This window comes from Plantibacter sp. MPB07, from assembly GCF_046619465.1.
Classification (GTDB): domain Bacteria; phylum Actinomycetota; class Actinomycetes; order Actinomycetales; family Microbacteriaceae; genus Plantibacter; species Plantibacter auratus.
In genome coordinates this window covers 1,179,917-1,195,997 of record NZ_CP177043.1, presented here as the reverse complement: position 1 = coordinate 1,195,997, position 16,081 = coordinate 1,179,917, and the positions used below count along the sequence as shown (strand labels likewise).

Here is a 16,081-nt window from a genome sequence, read left to right as displayed (position 1 = left end):
CGACCGGGTGCGGGCCACCCGGTTCTGGCAGTGGTTGCCGACGACGATCGACAAGCGCGTGCGGGTCGTCGCCTGGCTCTCCTTCGCCTTCCAGCTCGTCCTCATCGGGACCGGGGGCGCCGTGCGTCTGACGGCCTCCGGGCTCGGGTGCCCGACGTGGCCGCGCTGCACGGACGACTCCTTCGTCAACACGCCGGAGATGGGCATCCACGGGTTCATCGAGTTCGGCAACCGACTCCTGACCTTCGTCCTCGCGGCCATCGTCATCGCCGCGTTCCTCGCGGTGATCCGCATGCGTCGGCAGCGCCCCGACCTCTTCCGACTGACCCTGCTCCAGGGCCTGTCGATCCCCGCGCAGGCGGTCCTCGGCGGCATCACCGTCCTCACCGGGCTGAACCCGTACGTGGTCGGGCTGCACTTCGTCATCTCGATCGTCCTCGTCGCCCTCGCGACGATGCTCGTCCATCGGGTCTACCGCGGCCCCCGCGGTGCGGTGAAAGTCATGCCCGGCTGGTACCTCGGCGTCGTCCACCTGACGAGCCTCTTCGTCGCCGTCACCGTCGTGTTCGGCATCCTGACGACGGGCTCGGGCCCGCACGCCGGCGACAACTCGAAGGAGGTGCCGGCGCCGCGCAACGGGTTCGACCCCGAGTTCCTCCAGCACCTCCACAGCTGGCCCGCCTACGCGACGCTCGCCGGCACCATCGTGCTGCTCGTCGGTGCGATCGCGCTCGGCGCCCGCCGCGGGTCGCGCGGGGTGCGCACCGCGGTCTCCACACTGCTCGCGGTCGAAGTGGTGCAGATCATCGTGGGGCTCACCCAGGCCCGCCTCGGACTCCCCGAGGTGCTCGTCGGGCTGCACATGGTGCTGGCCGGACTGCTCGTCGCCGCGATGACCTGGGTCGTGCTGCAGCAGCGGATCCCGGTCCGGACCGCGTCATGCGTCGACGAGTCGGCATTCCTCAGCGTCTCCCGCTGACGACTCAGACGCTCTCCCGCCGACGGGTCAGCGGGTCTGCTGACGGCCCACTGCGCCTGCTGAGGGCTCAGAGCATCCCGACCGCGGTCACCCGGACGACCGCGGTGCCGGTCTCGTCGGAGGCGTCGAGATCGATGACCGCGCTGATCCCCCAGTCATGGTCGCCGGCTGGATCGGCGAACACCTGACGCACCCGCCAGACACCGCCCGTGTCGCCGACGGGGCGCTCGTCCTCGTCGTCGACGACCAGTAGCGCCGGGCTCCGTGCTGCAGCACCCGTCGGGAGTTCACCGTGCTCCTCGAAGTACGGATCCATGGCGTCCGCCCAGGTATCTGCGTCGAATCCAGCCGACGCGTCGAGCTCGCCGAGCGCGTCGTAGTGCTCCAGCGACGCGAGCTGGACCCGGCGGAAGAGTTCGTTCCGGACGAGGACGGTGAACGCCCGGCGGTTGGCGAGGACGCTCCGTGGCGTGGGTGGGAGTGACCGACTCGTCTCCGCATGGCGTTCGGGGTCCGGGTGGGACAGTTCTTCCCACTCGTCGAGCAGACTCGAGTCGACCTGTCGGACGAGTTCTCCGAGCCACTCGATGAGGTCCTGGAGCTCCTCGTCCTTGAACTCGTCCGGCACGCTCTGCCGGATCGCCCGGAAGGCGTCGGAGAGGTACCTCAGAACGAGTCCCTCGGACCTCGAGAGACTGTAGAACGAGACGAACTCGCTGAAGTTCAGTGCGCGCTCGATGAAGTCGCGGACGACCGCCTTCGGGCGCAGCTCGAGGTCGAGTGCCCACGGCTGCGCGGCGGTGTAGCTCGTGAACGCCGCCTCGAGGAGTTCCGCCAGCGGTCTCGGATGGGTGACCGCCTCGAGGAGCTCCATGCGCTGGTCGTATTCGATCCCCTCGGCCTTCATCGCCTGCACGGCCTCACCCCTGGCGAGGTGCTGCTGGGCCATGACGATCTGGCGCGGATCGTCGAGCGTCGACTCAACGACCGAGATGACGTCGAGCGCGAAGCCGGGCTCCGCGGGGTCCAAGAGCTCGAACGCGGCGAGGGCGAAGGGCGACAGCGGAGCGTTGAGTGCGAAGTTCGGCTGCAGCTCGACCGTGAGGCCGATGACGACCTCACCCGTCTCGGGGTCGATCGTCTGGGTGATGACGCCTGCCGTGCGAAGGGTGCGGTAGATCTCGAGCGCGCGCCTGGCCAGGGCGAAGCGTCTCGCCCGAGGCTCGTGGTTGTCGAAGACGAGGGAGCGGATGGTGCCGAAGCTGTCGCCGCCTCGTGCGATGACGCTGAGCATCATCGCGTGGGTGAGCTGCATGTGGCTGGTCAGCGTCTCAGGCTCGGCCGCGACGAGTCGCTGGAAGCTCGGCTCCCCCCAGGACACGAACCCCTCCGGCGCCTTCTTCCGGATGATCTTCCGGCGCTTCTTCGGGTCGTCGCCGGCCTTCTCGATGAGCTTGAGGTTCTCGGTCTCGTGCTCGGGGGCCTGGACGACGACGGTGCCCGCGGTGTCGTAGCCGGCCCGACCCGCACGACCGGCGATCTGGTGGAACTCCCGGGCGTTCACCTGGCGCATCTTCGTGCCGTCGTACTTCGTGAGCGCCGTGAACAGGACCGTGCGGATCGGGACGTTGATCCCGACGCCGAGGGTGTCCGTCCCGCAGATGACGCGGAGGAGACCACGTTGGGCCAGCTGCTCCACGAGGCGTCGGTACTTCGGCAGCATGCCGGCGTGGTGCACGCCTATTCCGCTGCGGACGAGCCGGGACAGCGTCGTGCCGAACGCGGTGCTGAACCGGAAGTCGCCGATGGCGTCGGCGATCTCATCGCGTTGCTCGCGGGTGACGACCTTGAGGCTGGTCAACGCCTGGGCCCGCTCGAGCGCCGCCGCCTGCGCGAAGTGGACGATGTAGATCGGAGCCTGTCCCGTGTGGAGGAGGTCTTCCACGGTCTCGTGGATCGGTGTGGTCGCGTAGGAGAAGTGGAGCGGCACCGGTCGTTCGACGCCGGTCACGATGGCGGTCTCACGGCCGGTCCGGCGCTCGAGGTCCCGTGCGAGGTCGCCGACGTCGCCGAGGGTCGCGGACATGAGGATGAACTGTGTGTCCGGGAGGGTGAGCAGCGGGACCTGCCACGCCCACCCGCGGTCGGGGTCGGCGTAGAAGTGGAACTCGTCCATCACGACCTGGTCGATGCCGGCGTCCTCGCCGTGCCGGAGCGCCAGGTTGGCGACGATCTCCGCGGTGCAGCAGACGATCGGCGCGTCGGCGTTCACCGAGGAGTCCCCGGTCACCATCCCGACGTTCTCCGCGCCGAACATCTCGACGAGTGCGAAGAACTTCTCGCTGACGAGCGCCTTAATCGGGGCCGTGTAGTAGCTGCGGCGACCGGAGCTCAGCGCCGCGAAGTGTGCGCCGGCGGCGACGAGGCTCTTGCCGGTGCCGGTCGGGGTGGAGAGGATGACGTTGGCGCCGTCGACGATGCCGATGAGCGCCTCCTCCTGCGCCGGGTACAGGCTGAGTCCGCCGGCCTCGGCCCAGGAGACGAACCGATCGAAGACGATGTCGGGGCTCTCCCCCGTCGCAGCGATCAGCCGGCCGCGTTCCGCTGCGTCAGCCACCGGGTCAGAACGGGAGCAGCGGGTCGATGCCGACGGCGAGGAACAGGAGGGTCAGGTAGGTGATCGACCCGTGGAAGACGCGCATCGGCGAGACGTGCTCGTGGCGGATCGCGAGGTTGTAGAGGCGGTGGGTCTCGTAGACGAACCAGCCGCCGGACAGGAGAGCGACGGCACTGTACAGCAGCCCCATGTCGGCCACCGGGATGAGCAGGAGCGAGCAGACGACCGTCGCCCACGCGTACAGGATGACCTGGAGGCCGACCTGAGCGCGACCGCGGACGACGGCGAGCATCGGCACGCCGACGGCCTGGTAATCACTGCGGTACTTCATGGACAGCGGCCAGTAGTGGGGCGGCGTCCAGAGGAACACGACCGCAAAGAGGATGATCGGTGCCCACGAGAGCGAACCGGTGACGGCGGCCCAGCCGATGACGACGGGGAAGCAGCCCGCGATGCCACCCCAGATGATGTTCTGCTGGGTGCGTCGCTTCAGCCACAGCGTGTAGACGAAGACGTAGAAGAGGATCGCGCCGACGGACAGTGCGGCCGCGAGCCAGTTGGTGGTGGCGAGGAGCCAGACCGTCGAGACGACGCCGAGCGTCCACGCGAACACGAGTGCCTCACGCGGTGTGAGCTCGCCGGTGACGAGAGGGCGTTTCTTCGTGCGGTCCATGACCGCGTCGATGTCGCGGTCGATGTAGCAGTTGAACGCCGCCGCGGAGCCGGCGCTCAACGACCCGCCGATGACGGTCGCGATCACGAGCCACCAGTCGGGCAGACCGGCCTTCGCGAGGATCATGACGGGGATCGTCGTCACGAGCAGCAGTTCCATGACCCGCGGCTTGGTGAGGGCGATGTACGCCTTCGCCTTGCGTCGGAAACCGAGCTTGGGGCTCGACACACGTTCTGCTACAGCGACGTCCATTGCTCCTCTAACGTTCGGTTCACCACGCACTGCTCGCCCGGTGCGCGGTCCGCAGACGATTCTACGACACGCGCGGACGGCTCCCTACTCACGGTGCGCAGACGCGCGGTCCCTCACCGGGTCACGCCTGTCCTGCAAGCTCTGCGACGATCCGTGACGTCGCGTGTTCGCGCTCGTCGAAAATCGACCCTCGGCTGCAGGGGTTCGCTATGCTGGGAAGTGCTCGCCAGCCACTGTGCACGCGTGCGCCCCCCTTCACCCAGTTCGAAGAGCGGTGTCGTGTGCTCGGACGCCGAAGACGACGTGGGCCGCGAACGCACAGAAGAAGGCTCGACCGCTCGTCGGCCTCCTGTTCCGATGAGAAGGGTCAGTATTCAGTGGCAGATCTGCAGTGGGAAAGCATTGACAGCAAAGCAGTCGACACGGCGCGCATCCTCGCCGCCGACGCGGTGGAGAAGGTCGGCAACGGCCACCCGGGAACGGCGATGAGTCTCGCCCCCGCCGCCTACCTGCTGTTCCAGAAGGTCATGCGACGCGATCCGAAGGACCAGGACTGGCTCGGACGCGACCGCTTCGTCCTGTCGGTCGGGCACAGCTCGCTGACCCAGTACGTCCAGCTCTACCTGGGCGGCTACGGTCTGGAACTCTCCGACCTCGAGGCGCTCCGCACCTGGGGCTCGCTCACGCCGGGTCACCCGGAGTACGGCCACACCGACGGCGTCGAGATCACCACGGGTCCCCTCGGCCAGGGGCTCGCCTCCGCCGTGGGCTTCGCGTACGCGTCCCGCTTCGAGCGTGGCCTGTTCGACCCCGAGGCCGAGGCCGGCACGAGCCCGTTCGACCACTTCGTCTACGTCATCGCCGGTGACGGTGACCTGCAGGAAGGCGTCACGAGCGAGGCCTCCTCGCTCGCCGGTCACCAGCAGCTCGGCAACCTCATCGCGATCTACGACTCCAACCAGATCTCGATCGAGGACGACACCAACATCGCCTTCACCGAGGACGTCAAGGCCCGCTACGAGGCCTACCACTGGCACGTCCAGGTCGTCGACTGGAAGAAGACGGGCGAGTACGTCGAGGACGTCCACGCGCTCAACGACGCGATCGAGGCCGCGAAGGCAGAGACCGACAAGCCGTCGCTCATCATCCTCAAGACCATCATCGGTTGGCCGGCTCCCAAGAAGCAGAACTCCGGCAAGATCCACGGTTCGGCGCTGGGCGCCGAGGAGCTCGCGGCCGTCAAGGAGGTGCTCGGCTTCGACCCCGAGCAGAACTTCTTCGTCGCCGACGAGGTCATCGAGCACACCCGCAAGGCGATCGACCGCGGTGCCGAGGCACGCGCCGAGTGGCAGCAGACGTTCGACGCCTGGGCCGCGGCCAACCCGGAGCGCGCTGCGCTGCTCGAGCGTCTCGAGGCCGGCGAACTCCCCGAGGGTGTCGAGTCGGCGCTGCCCGTGTTCGAGGCCGGCAAGGACGTCTCGACCCGCGCCGCATCCGGCAAGGTGCTCAACGCCCTCGGCCCGGTCATCCCGGAGCTCTGGGGCGGTTCGGCCGACCTCGCCGAGTCGAACAACACGACGATCGAGGGCGGTGCGTCGTTCATCCCGAGCGAGCACTCCACCCACGAGTGGACCGGTAACCCCTACGGTCGCGTCCTGCACTTCGGCATCCGCGAGCACGCCATGGCCGCGATCCTCAACGGCATCGTCCTGCACGGCCCGACCCGCGCGTTCGGTGGCACCTTCCTCATCTTCAGCGACTACATGCGTCCGGCCGTCCGTCTCGCCGCGCTCATGAACGTGCCGTCCATCTTCGTGTGGACCCACGACTCCGTCGCCCTCGGTGAGGATGGCCCCACGCACCAGCCGATCGAGCAGCTCGCCTCGCTCCGTGCCATCCCGAACCTCGCCGTCGTGCGACCGGGCGACGCGAACGAGGTGGCCTACGCCTGGCTCGAGATCCTCAAGCGTCGCGGCGGCCCGACCGGCATCGCGCTGACCCGTCAGAACATCCCGGTGTTCGAGCGCGGCACGGGCGACGCCACCGGCGAGACCTTCGCTGCAGCGTCGAACGTCGCCAAGGGTGCGTACATCCTCGCCGAGGCGCCCGGCGGCACGCCGGACGTCATCCTCATCGCGACGGGCTCCGAGCTCCAGCTCGCCGTCGAGGCCCGCGAGGTCCTGCGCGGCGAGGGCGTCAACGCCCGCGTCGTCTCGGTGCCCGCACTCGAGTGGTTCGAGGAGCAGTCCGCCGAGTACCGCGAGTCCGTCCTCCCGAAGGCCGTCACCGCACGCGTCTCCGTCGAGGCGGGTCTCGGCCTGACCTGGAAGAGCATCGTCGGCGACGCCGGCCGGACCGTGTCGATCGAGCACTTCGGTGCGTCCGCCGACTACAAGACGCTGTTCCGTGAGTTCGGCATCACCACGGAGGCAGTCGTCTCCGCAGCACACGAGACGCTCGGCAAGTAGCCCGGGCGAAGGAGACAGAAGAACATGACTGAAACCCCAACCGCCCAGCTGTCCGCCGCCGGCGTCAGCATCTGGCTCGACGACCTCTCCCGCGGACGCATCCAGTCCGGTGGGCTGGAGCAGCTCATCGCCGACCGCAACGTCGTCGGTGTCACGACGAACCCGACGATCTTCGCGTCCGCGCTCAGCAACGGCGACGTCTACGCCGAGCAGGTCGCCCAGCTCGCCGCCGACGGCAAGGACGTCACCGAGGCGGTCTTCGAGATCACCACCGACGACGTGGCCGCGGCATCGAAGATCTTCCGTGGGGTCTACGACTCCTCCAACGGGTACGACGGCCGCGTGTCGATCGAGGTCGAGCCGGGCTTCGCGCACGACGCAGCCTCGACGATCGACCAGGCCAAGCAGCTCTGGGCCAAGGTCAACCAGCCCAACGCGATGATCAAGATCCCCGCGACGGTCGAGGGCCTCGAGGCCATCACCGCGGTCATCGGCGCCGGTATCAGCGTCAACGTCACGTTGATCTTCAGCCTCACCCGCTACCGCGAGGTCATCAACGCGTTCCTCACCGGTCTCGAGCAGGCCAAGGCCGCGGGCCACGACCTCTCGACGATCCACTCGGTCGCCTCGTTCTTCGTGTCGCGGGTCGACACCGAGATCGACAAGCGCCTCGACGCGATCGGCAGCCCCGAGGCGACCGCGCTGAAGAGCAAGGCCGGCGTCGCGAACGCCCAGCTCGCCTACCAGGTCTTCGAGCAGGAGTTCGCGAGCGAGCGTGCCACCGCGCTCCTCGAGGCCGGCGCCAACAAGCAGCGTCCGCTCTGGGCCTCGACGGGCGTCAAGTCCGCCGACCTCCCCGACACGCTCTACGTGACCGAGCTCGTCGCCGACGGCGTCGTCAACACCATGCCGGAGAAGACCCTCGAGGCGACCTTCGACCACGGCGTCATCACCGGCGACACCGTCACCGGCTCCTACGCGGCTGCGAACGAGGTCCTCGACGCCATCGCCGCACTCGGCGTGTCCTACGACGAGGTGACGGCGCTGCTCGAGCGCGAGGGTGTCGAGAAGTTCATCGTGTCCTGGGACGAGCTGCTCGAGACCGTGAAGACGGCTCTGGAGGCCTCCAAGTGAGCTTCAAGATCCGCGTGAGCGGCGCGGCGGAAGCCGCTGTCGCATCGGTGGTCCCGACGCTCGTCAGCGACCTCGTCGCGTCGCGCATCACGGACCAGGACCCCACACTGTGGGGTCCTGCGGCCGAGGCCGAGGCGTCCAAGCGCCTCGGCTGGGTCCAGGCGGTGTCCATCTCCCGCCCGCTGGTCGAGCCGATCCTCGCGCTCCGTGAGCAGTTCAACGACGAGGGCATCGACCACATCGTGCTCGCGGGCATGGGCGGTTCCTCGCTCGCACCCGAGGTCATCACGAACACGCTGGGCGGCAATCTCACCGTCCTCGACTCGACCGCTCCCGGTCAGGTCCTCTCGGCCCTGGCGGACCGCCTCGAGACCTCGGTGCTCGTCGTCTCCTCGAAGTCCGGCTCCACCGTCGAGACCGACAGCCAGCGCCGCGCCTACGAGGCCGCGTTCACGGCTGCGGGGATCGACCCCGCCGGTCGCATCGTCATCGTCACCGACCCGGGCTCCCCGCTCGAGGCGGCGGCGAACGAGGCCGGCTACCGGGTCTTCAACGCCGACCCCAACGTCGGCGGTCGCTACAGCGCGCTCACCGCCTTCGGTCTCGTGCCGTCCGGTCTCGCCGGTGTCGACATCGGCGCATTGCTCGACGAGGCCGACGCGGTGCTCGGCGAACTCGCGATCGACGACGCGTCGAACCCGGGACTCATCCTGGGTGCGGCGATCGGCGGCACCGTTCCGCTGCGCGACAAGGTCGGTCTCATCACCGACGGGACGCACATCGTCGGATTCCCGGACTGGGCCGAACAGCTCATCGCCGAATCGACCGGTAAGTCCGGTCGCGGCCTGCTGCCCGTCGTGCTCAACCCGCTCGCTCCCGAGCTCGAGTCGAAGCCGGCCGACCTCCAGATCGTCCGCATCGTCGACGACGCCCACGAGTTCCACCTGCTGCGCCACGACCGCCACGAGGGCGAGATCCTCGTCAGCGGCAGCCTCGGCGCGATGATGCTGGTGTGGGAGTACGCGACCGTCGTCGCCGGGCGCCTCATCGGCATCGACCCGTTCGACCAGCCGGACGTCGAGTCCGCGAAGGTCGCCACCCGTGGTCTGCTCGACAACCGTCCGGAGCCTGAGGCACCCGCCTTCGTCGCCGACGGTGTCGAGGTCCGCGGCTCGGCCGGTCTGCTCGACGGCGTGACCACCCTGTCCGGCGCTGTCGAGGCACTGCTCGCGCAGCTCCCCTCCGACGGCTACGTCGCGATCCAGGGCTACGTCGACCGCCTTGCCTCCCCGCAGCTCGAGAGCATCCGCGACCTCGTCGCGGCGAAGGCGGCACGACCCACGACCTTCGGGTGGGGTCCGCGCTTCCTGCACTCGACGGGTCAGTACCACAAGGGCGGCCCCGCGAACGGCGTGTTCCTGCAGATCACCGAGACGGCCGCCGTCGACCTGGAGATCCCCGAGCGCCCGTTCACCTTCGGCCAGCTCATCGAGGCCCAGGCTGGCGGCGACGCCCGCGTCCTCGCCGAGCACGGTCGTCCGGTCCTCACGCTGACCCTCACGTCGCCGGACCAGAACATCGTCACCCTCTTCGACGCCGTCAACGACTAGCGCGTCACTGCACAAGGAGCTTCATGTCCCCGGTGGAAATCACCCCGGAGTCCAACCCGCTGCGGGTGGACACCGACCGACGCCTCAATCGGATCGCCGGTCCGAGCGGCCTCATCATCTTCGGCGTGACAGGCGACCTGTCCCGCAAGAAGCTGATGCCGGCCGTGTACGACCTGGCGAACCGGGGCCTCCTGCCCCCTGGCTTCTCCCTCGTCGGGTTCGCCCGACGGGACTGGGAGGACCAGGACTTCATGGAGGTCGTCCACGAATCCGTCAAGCAGTACGCCCGGACCGAGTTCCGCGAGGACGTCTGGAACCAGCTCGCCCAGGGCATCCGGTTCGTCCCCGGTGAATTCGGTGACGACGCGGCGTTCGAGAAGCTGAAAGAGACCATCGAGGAACTCGATGCGGATCGCGGGACGATGGGCAACCACGCGTTCTACCTCTCGATCCCACCGAAGGCGTTCCCGCAGGTCACCGAGCAGCTCCGTCGCTCGGGACTCGCGGAACCCGCTGATGGTCAGTGGCGCCGGGTGGTCATCGAGAAGCCGTTCGGCAGCGACCTCAAGACGGCTCGCGAGCTGAACGACATCGTGCAGTCGGTCTTCCCGTCGGACTCGATCTTCCGGATCGACCACTACCTCGGCAAGGAGACCGTCCAGAACATCCTGGCGCTCCGGTTCGCGAACCAGCTGTACGAGCCCATCTGGAACGCCAATTACGTCGACCACGTGCAGATCACCATGGCCGAGGACATCGGCGTCGGCGGTCGCGCCGGGTACTACGACGGCATCGGAGCAGCGCGCGACGTCATCCAGAACCACTTGCTGCAGCTCCTCGCCCTCACGGCGATGGAGGAGCCGATCTCCTTCAACGCCGCAGACCTGCGCGCGGAGAAGGAGAAGGTCCTCGCGGCCGTCCGCCTCCCCGACGACCTCGGGGCCGCGACGGCCCGTGGGCAGTACGCCGGTGGTTGGCAGGGCGGCGAGCACGTGCTGGGCTTCCTCGACGAGGACGGGATGAACCCGGAGTCGACGACCGAGACCTACGCGGCCATGCGGCTCGACATCAACACGCGTCGGTGGGCCGGCGTGCCGTTCTACCTGCGTGCCGGGAAGCGCCTCGGACGCCGCGTCACCGAGATCGCGGTCGTCTTCAAGCGTGCTCCGCAGTACCTGTTCGCGGAGAGCCAGACCTCGGCGCTCGGCCAGAACGCCTTGGTCATCCGGGTCCAGCCCGACGAGGGTGTCACCATCCGCTTCGGTTCGAAGGTCCCGGGTGCCGGCACCCAGGTCCGCGACGTCACGATGGACTTCGGCTACGGCCACGCCTTCACCGAGGCGAGCCCCGAGGCGTACGAACGTCTCATCCTCGACGTCCTGCTGGGCGACCCGCCCCTCTTCCCCCGTCACGAGGAGGTCGAGCTCTCCTGGAAGATCCTCGACCCGATCGAGGAGTACTGGGCCGCTCAGGACACGCCGCTCGAGCAGTACGCTCCCGGCACCTGGGGCCCGTCCTCGGCCGACGACCTCATGAACCGCGACGGACGCACCTGGAGACGACCATGATCGTAGACCTGCCAGACACGACCACGAGCAAGCTCTCGAAGGCGCTCGTGACCATCCGCGAGGACGGCGGCGCCGTCGCCCTGGGGCGCGTGCTCACCCTGGTGATCTCGACGCGGCTCGGAGCCGAGGAGGAGGCCATCGAGGCCGCCAACGAGGCCTCCCGCGAGCACCCCATGCGGGTCATCGTCCTCTCCACCGAGCACGACGACCAGCACTCCTCCATCGGAGACCGGCTCGATGCCCAGATCCGCGTCGGCGGCGACGCCGGAGCGAGCGAGGTGGTCATCCTGCGCGCCTACGGTGCGGTCGCCGAGAACGAGGAGAGCCTCGTGACCGGTCTGCTCCTGCCCGACGCGCCCGTGGTCGCCTGGTGGCCGGGAGAGGCACCGGAACGCGTCTCGACGTCACCGATCGGCCGCATCGCCCAGCGTCGCATCACCGACGCGTCCGCGGCGGCGGACACCCACGCCGCCCTCCGCGGTCGCGCGGCGAACTACGCCCCCGGAGACACGGACTTCGCGTGGACCAGGCTCACGCTCTGGCGTGCACAGCTCGCGGCGGTGCTCGACCAGCCGCCGTACGAGCCCGTCACGGCGATCGAGGTGTCCGGAGCATCGGACTCCCCGTCGACCGAGCTGCTCGCCGCCTGGCTCCAGCTGCAGTTGCAGGTCGACGTGACCCACGAACTCAGCATGGCGCACGGGTCGAGCGGCATCCACGGTGTCCGCCTCACGCGGGCGTCCGGCAACGTCGTCCTCGAGCGACCCGTTCCCGACATCGCGACGCTGATCCAGCCCGGACAGCCGACGCACGACCTCTCGCTCCCCCGTCGCAGTCTGCGCGACTGCCTCGCCGAGGAGCTGCGCACGCTCGACCCGGACGTCCTGTACGGACAGGTCATCACCGTGGGCCTCCCCGGCCTCGGCGAGCCGGTCACGCTCCGCGCTCGGACCAGCTGATGCCGACCGAGCGACGCGTCCTCGTCTACCAGGACCGCGACCAGCTGACGACCTCGGTCGCCAAGCGGTTCCTCTCCCGAACCCGTGAACTGCTCGAGTCGCAGGAGACGGTCCACGTCGTCCTCACCGGCGGTACGGTCGGCACGGGGACGCTCGCCGCCGTGGCCGCGTCGAAGGACCGCGACCGGGTGGACTGGTCCCGGGTGCACCTCTGGTGGGGGGACGAGCGCTGGGTCGCTCGGGACGACGCCGATCGGAACGAGTTGCAGGCACGCGAGGCCTTGCTGGAGACCCTGCTGGCGCTTCCGGAGCGTGGCCTCGTCGCCGAACACGTGCACGGATACCCGGCGCCGGAGGACGGCATCGACCTCGACGCCGCTGCGGTGCGCTACGCGGACGAGCTCCGTCGGTTCGCGCGGCCCGGCGAGGACCACCCGCGGTTCGACATCACGTTCCTCGGTGTCGGTCCCGACGGTCACGTGGCGTCGCTCTTCCCGGAGCGGGCCGAGGTCTCGGTCACCGACACCTCGGTCGTGCCGGTGCGGAACTCCCCCAAGCCGCCGTCGGAACGACTCAGCCTGACCCGGCCGGCCATCAACTCCTCCGTGCGGGTCTGGCTCGTCCTCGCCGGCACCGACAAGGCGTCGGCACTCGGCCTCGCCCTCGCGGGTGCCAGCTACAACGAGGTCCCCGCCGCCGGGGCCAAGGGACGCAAACGGACGGTGTTCTTCGTCGACCAGGATGCGGCCGCAGAAGTCCCGGATTCGTTGATCCTCCCGGAGTACTAGCGGGAGACCGGTCGCCGATCCGGTGCCAGCATGCAGAAAGGCCGTTCCCCTCGGGGAACGGCCTTTCTGCATGTGGTGCTGTGCGGTTACTTCGCTGCCGTACCGCGGCGTGCACGGAGCTGCTGGAGTGCCTCTTCGAGCAGTTGCTCCGCCTCTTCCTCCGTGCGTCGTTCCTTCACGTAGGCGAGGTGCGTCTTGTACGGCTCGAGCTTCGCGACCTCCGGCGGGTTCGCCTTGTCGCGACCGGCCGGCAGACCGGACGTCGGGCAGTCGATCGTCTCCGGGATCTCCTCGTCGGGGACGTTCGCCGCGAAGTGGCGGACCGTCTCGTTGCCGAGGGCGTCCCAGTAGGAGATGGCGATGCGGTCCGCGTGGTAGCCGTGGTCCTGCTCGCCCATGGGACCGGCGCCGACGCGTGATCCCCTGATAGCGCTTCCGCCTGATGCCATGGTGTTTCCTCTTTCTCGTACTGTCGAGAGTGGTTCGGGTGTGGTGCGTCGAGTTGCGTCCCCGGGATCGGGGCTTCGCGGCCGGTCTAGGCGGCGGCGAACTTCGTCAGGAGCCCGATCACGACGATGCAGGCACCCCAGGTCAGGCCGAGGATGACGGTGAAGCGGTTGAGGTTGCGCTCGGCGACCCCTGACGAACCGAGGTTGCTGGAGGAGCCGCCGCCGAACATGTCGGACAGACCGCCGCCGCGGCCCTTGTGCAGCAGGATCAGGAAGGTGAGCAGGAGGCTGGTGATGCCGAGCAGCACCTGCAGGATGACCTGGAGAATCTCCACGTGAGACCTTTCGCATTCGCGTTCAGAGGGGCTGAACCGCCGTCCAGTATACCTCGACGGTTCAGCGGACACGGCTCGGCCCGCGGCTGGTGCCGCGGGCCGAGCCGTGTCGGTGCTGCTGGTGCAGCAGGTCGGTCAGAGTCCGACGTGCTGCGAGAAGCGGGCGATCCCGGCGAACTCGTCGGCGAGCAGGCTCGCACCACCGACGAGGGCGCCGTCGACGTCTGGTTCGCGCATGAAGCCGGCGATGTTCGAGGCCTTCACCGAACCGCCGTAGAGGATCCGCGTGCGCTGCGCCGCCTCGTCGCCGAGGACCTCGGCGAGCGTGCTGCGGAGAGCGGCTGCGACCTGCTGCGCCTGGTCGGGCGTCGCCGCCTGACCGGAGCCGATGGCCCACACCGGCTCGTAGGCCACGACGATGTCCGCGTCCGGTGCGAGTCCGTCGATGGCCGCCTTGAGCTGCGCCACGGGGACGGCCGACGGGCCGTGTTCCTCGAGGTCTTCGGCGGTCTCACCGATGCAGATGACGGGGACGAGGTCGTGTCGCACGGCTGCGGCCGTCTTCGCCTGGACGACCTCGTCGGTCTCGTTGTGCAGGGTGCGGCGCTCGGAGTGTCCGACGAGTACGTAGCGGCAGTCGAGCTTCGCGAGGAACGCCCCGGAGATCTCACCGGTGTAGGCGCCGGAGTCGTGCTGCGACAGGTCCTGCGCGCCGTAGGCCAGCTTGAGCTTGTCGGCGGCGACGATCGTCTGGACCGAGCGGAGGTCCGTGAACGGCGGGAAGATGGCCACCTCGGCGTCGGCGTAGTCGTGCTTGCCGTCCTTGAGCGTCCAATCGAGCTTCTGGACGAGGGCGATCGCCTGGAGGTGGTCCAGGTTGAGCTTCCAGTTGCCGGCGATCAGGGGCACACGCGTGCGCCCGGGGGTTACTGCTGCCATCCGAGGACCTCCAGTCCAGGCAGACGCTTGCCCTCGAGGAACTCGAGGCTGGCGCCGCCACCAGTTGAGATGTGACCGAACTGGTCATCATCGAAGCCGAGCGCACGAACCGCTGCGGCCGAGTCACCGCCACCGACGACGCTCAGGCCGTCCGTGCGGGTGAGTGCTTCAGCGACCGCGCGCGTACCGGCGGCGAAGGGCGCGAGTTCGAACACACCCATCGGGCCGTTCCAGAACACCGTCTTGGACGCGGCGACGATCTCGGCGAACGCTGCAGCCGTGTCCGGTCCGATGTCGAGTCCGAGTCCTGAGGCACCGAACGGGGTGTCCTCGATGGCGTCGGCCGGGCGCACGACGTGCTCGGCGTCGGCACCGAACGCCGAGGCGACGACGACGTCGGTCGGCAGGACGATGGTCACGCCGAGCTCGTCGGCCTTCGCGAGGTACCCGCGGACGGTTTCGATCTGGTCAGCTTCGAGCAGGCTCGAGCCGACGGCGTGCCCCTGGGCGGCGAGGAAGGTGAACAGCATGCCACCGCCGATGAGCAGCGAGTCGACGCGCGGCAGCAGGTGGCCGATGACGCCCAGCTTGTCGGAGACCTTCGAGCCGCCGAGGACGACCGTGTAGGGGCGCTCCGGGGTCTCGGTGAGACGGTCGAGTACCTCGAGCTCGGCGGCGATGAGCAGCCCGGCAGCGCTCGGGAGCAGCTGGGCGAGCTCGTACACGCTCGCCTGCTTCCGGTGGACGACACCGAAGCCGTCGGAGACGACGACGTCGCCGAAGGCGGCGAGCTTGGCGGCGAACGCCTCGCGTTCGCCGGCGTCCTTGCTGGTCTCGGCGGAGTTGAAGCGCAGGTTCTCGAGCAGCACGACGTCACCGTCGGTCTGCGCGGCGACGGCGTCGGTCGCGGCACTGCCGACGGTGTCGGCGGCGAAGGTCACGGGCTTGCCGAGGAGTTCGGACAGCCGCTGCGCGACGGGCGCAAGGCTGTACTTCGCGTCGGGTGTGCCGTCGGGGCGGCCGAGGTGCGAGACGATGACGACACGCGCACCCTGGTTGATGAGCGCGTTGAGGGTGGGGAGGGCCGCGCGGATGCGGCCGTCGTCGGTGATGACGCCGTCCTTGAGCGGAACGTTGAGGTCGAGGCGGACGACGGCTCTGCGACCGCTGAGGTCGCCCAGCGAGTCGAGGGTGCGGAGGGTCATGAGGAAGGTCTTTCTCTGCGCTGAGCCACGACCACCGACGAAGCCGAACGGGCGCCCTGAAGATGATTCAGGACGCCCGTTCGGACCATGCGGTGTCTGGCTGCT

General features: G+C 68.8%; 13 protein-coding genes. 7 read left to right on the top strand and 6 right to left on the bottom strand.

What is annotated here, in order from left to right:
* Positions 1-7 precede the first annotated feature (7 nt).
* Complete coding sequence (locus tag ACLIME_RS05600; RefSeq protein ID WP_411558778.1) at positions 8-979, top strand: COX15/CtaA family protein; 972 nt, start codon at positions 8-10, stop codon at positions 977-979.
* A 67-nt stretch (positions 980-1,046) separates the two neighbouring features.
* Here the strand turns inward: ACLIME_RS05600 and ACLIME_RS05595 are convergent, their stop codons facing one another.
* The gene (locus ACLIME_RS05595) at positions 1,047-3,596 is read right to left on the bottom strand and encodes a DEAD/DEAH box helicase (RefSeq protein WP_071260203.1); all 2,550 of its coding nucleotides are present in this window, start codon (positions 3,594-3,596) and stop codon (positions 1,047-1,049) included.
* Positions 3,597-3,600: 4 nt separating this feature from the next.
* Complete coding sequence (locus ACLIME_RS05590) at positions 3,601-4,521, bottom strand: heme o synthase (RefSeq protein ID WP_411558397.1); 921 nt, start codon at positions 4,519-4,521, stop codon at positions 3,601-3,603.
* A 377-nt stretch (positions 4,522-4,898) separates the two neighbouring features.
* Here ACLIME_RS05590 and tkt point away from each other — a divergent pair, with 377 nt between their 5' ends.
* From tkt to pgl, 6 genes are read left to right on the top strand one after another with little or no spacing between them, the layout of a single operon-like run.
* Positions 4,899-6,989, top strand: coding sequence for a transketolase (tkt, locus tag ACLIME_RS05585; protein ID WP_064296932.1), 2,091 nt, complete (start codon positions 4,899-4,901; stop codon positions 6,987-6,989).
* Between the two features lie 24 nt (positions 6,990-7,013).
* Positions 7,014-8,123 (top strand): transaldolase, encoded by a 1,110-nt coding sequence (gene tal, locus ACLIME_RS05580; protein WP_079705961.1) that lies wholly within the window; start codon positions 7,014-7,016, stop codon positions 8,121-8,123.
* Positions 8,120-9,733: a glucose-6-phosphate isomerase gene (locus ACLIME_RS05575; RefSeq protein WP_411558396.1), complete on the top strand. Its 1,614-nt coding sequence runs from the start codon at positions 8,120-8,122 to the stop codon at positions 9,731-9,733. Before tal ends, ACLIME_RS05575 begins: the two co-directional genes overlap by 4 nt.
* Before the next feature lie 23 nt (positions 9,734-9,756).
* Complete coding sequence (zwf, locus tag ACLIME_RS05570; RefSeq protein ID WP_064296929.1) at positions 9,757-11,301, top strand: glucose-6-phosphate dehydrogenase; 1,545 nt, start codon at positions 9,757-9,759, stop codon at positions 11,299-11,301.
* The gene (locus ACLIME_RS05565) at positions 11,298-12,260 is read left to right on the top strand and encodes a glucose-6-phosphate dehydrogenase assembly protein OpcA (protein WP_079705959.1); all 963 of its coding nucleotides are present in this window, start codon (positions 11,298-11,300) and stop codon (positions 12,258-12,260) included. Before zwf ends, ACLIME_RS05565 begins: the two co-directional genes overlap by 4 nt.
* Complete coding sequence (gene pgl, locus ACLIME_RS05560; RefSeq protein WP_079705958.1) at positions 12,260-13,048, top strand: 6-phosphogluconolactonase; 789 nt, start codon at positions 12,260-12,262, stop codon at positions 13,046-13,048. The genes ACLIME_RS05565 and pgl overlap by 1 nt, the downstream gene beginning before the upstream one ends.
* 86 nt (positions 13,049-13,134) lie before the next feature.
* Here pgl and ACLIME_RS05555 read toward each other — a convergent pair whose 3' ends face one another.
* The 4 genes from ACLIME_RS05555 to ACLIME_RS05540 form a co-directional block, all read right to left on the bottom strand.
* Complete coding sequence (locus tag ACLIME_RS05555; protein ID WP_064296926.1) at positions 13,135-13,497, bottom strand: RNA polymerase-binding protein RbpA; 363 nt, start codon at positions 13,495-13,497, stop codon at positions 13,135-13,137.
* Between the two features lie 86 nt (positions 13,498-13,583).
* Positions 13,584-13,832, bottom strand: coding sequence for a preprotein translocase subunit SecG (secG, locus tag ACLIME_RS05550; protein WP_056005661.1), 249 nt, complete (start codon positions 13,830-13,832; stop codon positions 13,584-13,586).
* Positions 13,833-13,967: 135 nt separating this feature from the next.
* Positions 13,968-14,771 (bottom strand): triose-phosphate isomerase, encoded by an 804-nt coding sequence (gene tpiA / locus ACLIME_RS05545; RefSeq protein WP_079705957.1) that lies wholly within the window; start codon positions 14,769-14,771, stop codon positions 13,968-13,970.
* On the bottom strand, positions 14,759-15,976 hold the full coding sequence (locus ACLIME_RS05540) for a phosphoglycerate kinase (RefSeq protein WP_411558395.1): 1,218 nt from the start codon (positions 15,974-15,976) through the stop codon (positions 14,759-14,761). Before ACLIME_RS05540 ends, tpiA begins: the two co-directional genes overlap by 13 nt.
* Between the last annotated feature and the right edge of the window lie 105 nt (positions 15,977-16,081).

Excerpts from the sequence above, each read along its gene's own strand:
- ACLIME_RS05590 (WP_411558397.1), bottom strand. The coding sequence starts at position 4,521 with ATGGACGTCGCTGTAGCAGAACGTGTGTCGAGCCCCAAGCTCGGTTTC.
- tal (WP_079705961.1), top strand. The coding sequence starts at position 7,014 with ATGACTGAAACCCCAACCGCCCAGCTGTCCGCCGCCGGCGTCAGCATC.
- zwf (WP_064296929.1), top strand. The coding sequence starts at position 9,757 with ATGTCCCCGGTGGAAATCACCCCGGAGTCCAACCCGCTGCGGGTGGAC.
- ACLIME_RS05565 (WP_079705959.1), top strand. The coding sequence starts at position 11,298 with ATGATCGTAGACCTGCCAGACACGACCACGAGCAAGCTCTCGAAGGCG.
- pgl (WP_079705958.1), top strand. The coding sequence starts at position 12,260 with ATGCCGACCGAGCGACGCGTCCTCGTCTACCAGGACCGCGACCAGCTG.
- ACLIME_RS05555 (WP_064296926.1), bottom strand. The coding sequence starts at position 13,497 with ATGGCATCAGGCGGAAGCGCTATCAGGGGATCACGCGTCGGCGCCGGT.
- tpiA (WP_079705957.1), bottom strand. The coding sequence starts at position 14,771 with ATGGCAGCAGTAACCCCCGGGCGCACGCGTGTGCCCCTGATCGCCGGC.
- ACLIME_RS05540 (WP_411558395.1), bottom strand. The coding sequence starts at position 15,976 with ATGACCCTCCGCACCCTCGACTCGCTGGGCGACCTCAGCGGTCGCAGA.